Origin of the sequence: Fibrella aquatica (assembly GCF_041321135.1) — a bacterium.
Lineage (GTDB): Bacteria > Bacteroidota > Bacteroidia > Cytophagales > Spirosomataceae > Fibrella > Fibrella aquatica.
This window is the reverse complement of the sequence record NZ_JBGGWF010000014.1, coordinates 142,209-148,662: the sequence shown is the minus strand read 5'-3', so window position 1 is coordinate 148,662 and position 6,454 is coordinate 142,209. Positions and strand designations below refer to the sequence as shown.

Here is a 6,454-nt window from a genome sequence, read left to right as displayed (position 1 = left end):
CCGCTGGCGCGTGATTACTGCTCACGCGCCAGCGGGCTCCCTTTAGGGCGGGGGGCTACGCCGTTTACAACCCTTACGCTACCGTTGTCTTGATCTTCAACTCGTCGAGTTGCTTATCCGAGATGACGGATGGTGAATCGATCATGACGTCGCGGCCGGCGTTGTTTTTCGGGAAAGCAATGAAGTCACGGATGCTGTCGACACCACCGAAGAGCGAGCAGAGCCGGTCGAAACCAAAGGCGATACCACCGTGGGGCGGCGCACCAAACTCAAACGCATCCATCAGAAAGCCAAACTGATTTTTCGCTTCTTCATCCGAAAAGCCAAGCAGGCTGAACATACGCGCCTGTAGCTCCCGGTTGAAGATCCGGATTGATCCACCGCCTACTTCAGTGCCATTGATGACCAGGTCATACGCGTTGGCCCGAACGGCACCCGGATCGGTGTCGAGGAGCGGAATATCTTCGGGTTTGGGCGACGTGAACGGATGGTGCATGGCAAACCAACGGGCCTCTTCTTCACCGTATTCGAGCAGCGGGAAATCGAGTACCCACAGCACTTTATAATCGTCGGGGTTACGCAGGCCCAGACGGGTACCCATTTCCAGACGCAGTTCGTTCAACTGCTTACGCGCCTTGTTGGCTTCACCCGCCATGATCAACAGCAGATCACCGGGTTTGGCGTTGAACGTAGTCGCCCAAGCCTTTCGCTCATCGTCTGAATAGAACTTGTCAACCGACGATTTTACGGTACCGTCTTCACCCACGCGGGCATAGATCAGGCCTTTAGCACCAATTTGCGGGCGTTTTACCCACTCGGTCAGCTCGTCCATCTGCTTGCGCGTATACGTAGCCGCACCGGTAGCGCAGATACCCACGACCAGTTCGGCGCTATCGAATACGGGGAAGCCTTTTCCCTGTACCTGTTCGGTGAGTTCAACAAACCGCATATCGAACCGGATATCGGGCTTGTCGGAACCGTACAGGCGCATGGCGTCGGCATAGGTCATGCGGGGTACTTCGGGCAGGTCGATGTTCTTCACCGTTTTAAACAGGTGACGGGTCAGACCCTCGAACATATTCAGGATGTCTTCCTGCTCCACAAACGACATTTCGCAGTCGATCTGCGTGAACTCGGGCTGCCGATCAGCGCGCAGGTCTTCGTCGCGGAAACACTTCACGATCTGGTAGTACCGGTCGAAACCCGATACCATCAGCAGTTGCTTGAACGTCTGCGGCGACTGTGGCAAGGCATAGAACTCGCCTGGATTCATGCGGCTCGGCACCACAAAGTCGCGGGCTCCCTCAGGCGTTGATTTGATCAGCACCGGCGTTTCCACCTCGATGAAATCCTGACCGTCCATGTATTCACGGGTACGGCGGGCTACCTGATGACGCAGCTCCAGGTTGCGGCGAACGGGATTACGACGTAAGTCAAGATACCGGTAGCGCAGCCGTAGATCATCGCCTCCGTCGGTATCGTCTTCGATCAGGAACGGCGGCAGTTTAGCCGGGTTCAGCACCGTCAGTGCCGTGGGACGTACCTCGATATCGCCGGTTGGAATGTTCGGATTTTTCGACTGCCGTTCGGTTACCGCGCCCGTTGCCTGAACCACAAATTCGCGGCCCAAAGTGCGGGCTGTTCTGAACAGGTCAGCATCGGTGACGCCCTCTTCCAGAATGACCTGCGTGATGCCGTACCGATCGCGTAGATCGATCCAGAGCACGCCGCCTTTATCCCGAATGGTTTGTACCCAGCCACTGAGGGTAACCGTTTTATCAATATCCGACGAACGCAGTTCGCCACAGGTATGTGTTCTTAGCATAAATAGAGTTAAGAAAATAGACGCAAGAAACAAGAGTGCCTTCGCGGAATACCTAAACGGCATACTACAGAGCCATTCTTACTTCTTGCGTCTTACTTCTTGATTCTTAATTCGGCAAAAATAGGCAGATTGACAGGGTTCTCCAACCCGACTGGCTAGTCGTTGTCATTATCGTAACCCTCCCGCGAGCCAAAGCCCATGGCGAACCCAAGATAGATGTCGACACCACGGGGAGCAATGCCATTTTTACTAGTGCCCAGAAGCCCGAAAATATTGTCGGAACCAGCCCAAAATGGGCCGACACGGAGCGAAAGACCCACCTGCGCCGTTCCGTTAACGTATGAAATAGGGAGAGAAGCACCCGCCCACTGCCGATCGAACCGGGGCACAACGGCCAACACAGAGGGTTGGTGCATGGCTACGGCGCTGGTACCCCGCATATCCTGCCAATAGGCTAATTGCAGGCCTATCCCGTTCGGGCGTTGATAGTCCAGGTTTAGGTTCAGCGAGGTAGGTAAGCCACTATTGAACGAGCCGATATTATTAGACGGATCGACCTGTAGTTTTTCGCGGATCACATTGATGACCTGCTCGCTGTTACGCACCTCATTGAAATCTTCGCTGACGAACCGCAAGTTTTGCTTATTGATTTTATAGGCATCACCGGTGTATTTGACGGCACCAATATCGATCAAGGCCAGCCCCATCTTTAGCGTCGATCCGTAGGGGTCAGGTTGCATCCGGTAGGCTACGCCCAAATCGAAACCCACGCCCCGGCCGGGTGGATTGCCATTCACCAACGAACGCAGCGACAGATTTTCATTTTGCAGGTACGTCGTATACCCAAACTCACCAACCAACTCTTTCACGTTCATATAACCCCGGCTCTGCACCAGCGGGTCAGGCAAAATTTCGTAGGTAAGCCCCTCATTGACAAAGTATCCCGACGTAAATCCCACCAGATATTTTGCCGTTACGCCGATCATCAGGCTCCGGCCTTCTTCATTAAACACCGTATGTCCCAGGCTTACCGCCGCCTCGGCATAAGTGTTTGTATTGGTACTAAAAGCGTTGTTCGTCGTTGGAATGCTATAGAAGACATCGCTGCTCAAACTAGCCCGCAACGCCGAGACGAGCTGTTCTGAAGCACCCCAAACCTGCCCACTCGCCCGCAACCGCGACGATAGGCCAAGAACGGTGCGTTCGCCCAGCGCCACTTGCAAGGCCGGCCCCCTAAATTCGCCCCAAACGGTACCGTTTTTAGGCTTTCCGTTCTGAATCTCTTCGGTGTAACTATCCTCAAACTGGACCCCGCCATTGGCCTGCCGGTATTGGTCGGGCACTTGGCCGGTCACCAACCGCAGGAGCGAGAATGGTGCTTTGTACCGAACGAAATTGTTGTTGGCATGGATATTTACGGCCCCGAAACTCAGATAGAACCGATGCGGTGAATCGGCCAGCCAGGCTGGATTTTGATAAGCCCGATGGATGCCGCCGTTGGGGCTGGTTGTTAAACCAAGCAAATTTTGGGCAGAGGAAGCCAGAGGAAGTAGGCCCAATAAGCTAAGCCAGATGGAGCGGAATGATAGAGCGTAGGTAATCAATGGTGATGTTGTTAAGTCAACTACTGAAACGCACTAATGACCTATAGACGTTTAAGTAAGCACAAATAAAAAACGCCAACGCGTCTAAAGCGCATTGGCGAGTCAGGTAATTTTAGTTTGTTGTTTGTGGTGTGTAGTTTGTTGTTGCGTTGCTACGCACAAAATTGTTGACTTGCAACGCAACAACAAACTACACACCACAAACAACAAACCCACTGTTACACTCCCTCCGCTTCTACGGTTTTCACACCAGGGACCAGGCGGGTCAGCAAGTTTTCGATACCGGCTTTCAAAGTCAGGGTCGACGAGGGGCAACCGCTGCATGAACCCTGTAAGAGTACTTTCACGGTACCGGTTTCTTCGTCAAAAGCGTGGAAATTAATCGCGCCACCATCAGACTCTACCGCCGGGCGAACATATTGATCCAGTGCAGCTTTGATCTGCTGAACGGTTTCTGAATCAGCCTCAACACGGGTACTGTTCAGATCAATCGTGCGTTTTACAAATACGGGTTTGTCGGCCTCGAAGTACTCTTTCAGGAAGACTTTCACCTCAAACATGATCTCACCCCAATCGATATCTTCGTTCTTGGTAAGCGTTACGAAATTACCCGCAATAAACACGCGACGTACATCGTCGATACCAAATAGGGCGACGGCAAGAGGTGAATTTTTGCCTTCTTTCAGGGCTTCCGACGGCTCGGCATAATCAAATGAAAGGCCATCGGGAACAAGTTCGCGGTTGAGTACGAACTTCATCGAGTTGGGATTCGGACTTTGCTCCGTATATATAGACACCGGCGGACGCAGGGCAGCTTGCATATCAGGTACGTTTAAACGTTTTGATCTTTAACGCGTGAAGTCAGTTTCAGGTTTCAAGTTTCAGGTTTCAAGTGCGCTGCTTGCCTACCCTACTGGTGAAAAGCAGCGCACTTGAAACCTGAAACCTGAAACTGACTTCAAAGCACTCGATATTGAAATGCCTTGTCATCCACTGCGCGCATGGTGCAGAGAACACCGTCGAGGTGATCGTATTCGTGCTGAATCAACTCCGACAGATCATCGCTCATATGCCATTGTTGAGGCGTAAAGTACTCATCAAAGTAATTGACCGTCAACGATTTGTGACGACTAACGCGAACCAGCAAACTCGGAAAACTCATGCAATCATCCCATAACTCGAACTGTTCGTTGCTCAGGTTGGTCAGCGTGGGATTAACAAACACTACAGGGCCACGTCCGGCGGGAGGCTCGATATTCATGTATATCAGCCGTTTCATGATGCCGAGTTGTGGGGCAGCGATGGCCCGGCCGAAACCGTAGCGGGTACGCACCTCCTGCATCACGTTGTGCAAATCGGCAACCCAGCCCGCTATCAGCGGCTGCTCATCAGCCCGAACGGGTTCACAAACTTCGTACAGGCGCGGGTCGCCCAGAAGTAACAGATCGGCTAGTGTTTTCATAGAAGGTTTTACGGGGGGTAAGATCTCACCGGGTTTTACCCCTTAAAAGCTGGAAATGTTGATCGTTGCTTTAACGCTACATTGACAAGGAGAATCAATACGGGCACTTCGATCAGTGGTCCCACAACGGCGGCGAAGGCAGCGCCTGAGTTGATACCGAAAACAGCGATAGCTACGGCGATACCCAACTCGAAGTTGTTACCCGCCGCCGTGAAGGCCAGCGACGTGCTTTTTGGGTAATCGGCACCTGCGCGTTTGGCCAGGTAAAAAGCCATGAAGAACATAACTATGAAGTAGATCACCAGCGGCAACGCTATACGCAGTACATCGAACGGAATCTGCACAATCAGTTTGCCCTTCAAGCTGAACATCAGCACAATGGTGAACAGCAGCGCCACTAGCGTAATTGGGCTAATGGCGGGCAGAAATGTTTTCTCGTACCAGTTGAGCCCTTTGGCCCGCACCAAAACAAACCGCGACAGCATACCCGCCGCAAATGGTAAACCCAGATAAATGGCCACGCTTTCCGCAATCTGCGCGATGCTGACATCGACGATGGCGCCTTTCAGGCCAACTAATGGCGGTAGCACTGTGATGAACACATAGGCGTAAATCGAGTAAAAAAGCACCTGAAATACGCTGTTGAACGCTACCAGGCCAGCCACGTAATCGCGATCGCCAAGGGCCAGATCGTTCCAGACAATGACCATGGCAATGCAGCGGGCAATACCGATCATGATGAGGCCGGTCATGTAATCGGGCTTGTCGGGCAGCAGCAACACGGCGAGGCCAAACATAAGTACAGGCCCAATCAGCCAGTTTTGCACCAGCGATAGAGTCAGGATCTTCGTATTCCGAAACACCTCGCCCAACCGATCGTAGCGCACCTTAGCCAGCGGCGGGTACATCATCAGCACCAGCCCAATAGCCAGCGGAATGTTGGTGGTGCCAGACTGATACTGATTCAGTGTTTGCTCGATTTGCGGAAAAATGTTACTCAGCAAAACGCCCAGCGCCATAGCCCCGAAAATCCAGGCCGTCAGCCAGCGATCGAGAAACGAAAGTTTGGGGCGCGATGATACCGTGGTACCGGCCAACAGATTATCGGTTTTCATCAGCCGATATTTTTCCGGATAAACTCCTGCGAAAAAGCTTTGATCTGATCGCGGATGCGGGCGTAGTTAGCCATGACGCTTTCTTCGTCGGGGCCGGTAACTTTCGACGGATCTTCGAAATTATGGTGCAACCGGTTGGTCTTACCGATCCAGATTGGGCAGCGTTCGGCGGCGCTGTCACAAACCGTGATCACATGATCGATCGCCAGGTGCGCATACTCGTCAACGTGGTTCGAGGTATGGTGGCTGATATCCAGGCCATCGTCGGCCATTGTTTTCACGGCGCGGGGATTCAGGCCGTGGGTTTCAACGCCAGCGCTGAGCACTTCGGCTTTATCGCCGGCAAAGTGTTGCAGATAGCCATGCGTCATCTGGCTGCGGGTTGAGTTACCCGTGCAAAGTACTAAGATTCGTTTCATATGTGTAGTGCCGAAGCTCCAGCTTCGGT

The 6,454-nt window shown here is 52.8% G+C and carries 6 protein-coding genes; all 6 read right to left on the bottom strand.

The window, feature by feature from the left end; translation table 11 throughout:
- Positions 1 to 73: 73 nt before the first annotated feature.
- The 6 genes from aspS to ACAW87_RS23050 all read right to left on the bottom strand — a co-directional run bounded on the left by aspS (position 74) and on the right by ACAW87_RS23050 (position 6,425).
- Complete coding sequence (gene aspS / locus ACAW87_RS23075) at positions 74 to 1,825, bottom strand: aspartate--tRNA ligase (RefSeq protein WP_370726015.1); 1,752 nt, start codon at positions 1,823 to 1,825, stop codon at positions 74 to 76.
- Positions 1,826 to 1,980: 155 nt separating this feature from the next.
- Positions 1,981 to 3,429, bottom strand: a complete 1,449-nt coding sequence (locus ACAW87_RS23070) for a DUF5723 family protein (protein ID WP_370726014.1) — start codon at positions 3,427 to 3,429, stop codon at positions 1,981 to 1,983.
- 218 nt (positions 3,430 to 3,647) lie between these two features.
- Entirely contained in the window at positions 3,648 to 4,250 is a 603-nt protein-coding gene (locus tag ACAW87_RS23065) for a NifU family protein (protein ID WP_370726013.1), read from the bottom strand.
- Between the two features lie 137 nt (positions 4,251 to 4,387).
- Positions 4,388 to 4,891 (bottom strand): peptide deformylase, encoded by a 504-nt coding sequence (locus ACAW87_RS23060; protein WP_370726012.1) that lies wholly within the window; start codon positions 4,889 to 4,891, stop codon positions 4,388 to 4,390.
- Positions 4,892 to 4,926: 35 nt separating this feature from the next.
- Positions 4,927 to 6,006 carry an ACR3 family arsenite efflux transporter gene (gene arsB / locus ACAW87_RS23055; protein WP_370726011.1) on the bottom strand — a complete coding sequence of 360 codons (1,080 nt, stop codon included), beginning with the start codon at positions 6,004 to 6,006 and terminating at the stop codon, positions 4,927 to 4,929.
- Positions 6,006 to 6,425 carry an arsenate reductase ArsC gene (locus ACAW87_RS23050; RefSeq protein ID WP_370726010.1) on the bottom strand — a complete coding sequence of 140 codons (420 nt, stop codon included), beginning with the start codon at positions 6,423 to 6,425 and terminating at the stop codon, positions 6,006 to 6,008. The genes arsB and ACAW87_RS23050 overlap by 1 nt, the downstream gene beginning before the upstream one ends.
- Positions 6,426 to 6,454 lie beyond the last annotated feature (29 nt).

Excerpts from the sequence above, each read along its gene's own strand:
- ACAW87_RS23050 (WP_370726010.1), bottom strand. The coding sequence starts at position 6,425 with ATGAAACGAATCTTAGTACTTTGCACGGGTAACTCAACCCGCAGCCAG.
- ACAW87_RS23065 (WP_370726013.1), bottom strand. The coding sequence starts at position 4,250 with ATGCAAGCTGCCCTGCGTCCGCCGGTGTCTATATATACGGAGCAAAGT.
- aspS (WP_370726015.1), bottom strand. The coding sequence starts at position 1,825 with ATGCTAAGAACACATACCTGTGGCGAACTGCGTTCGTCGGATATTGAT.
- ACAW87_RS23060 (WP_370726012.1), bottom strand. The coding sequence starts at position 4,891 with ATGAAAACACTAGCCGATCTGTTACTTCTGGGCGACCCGCGCCTGTAC.
- arsB (WP_370726011.1), bottom strand. The coding sequence starts at position 6,006 with ATGAAAACCGATAATCTGTTGGCCGGTACCACGGTATCATCGCGCCCC.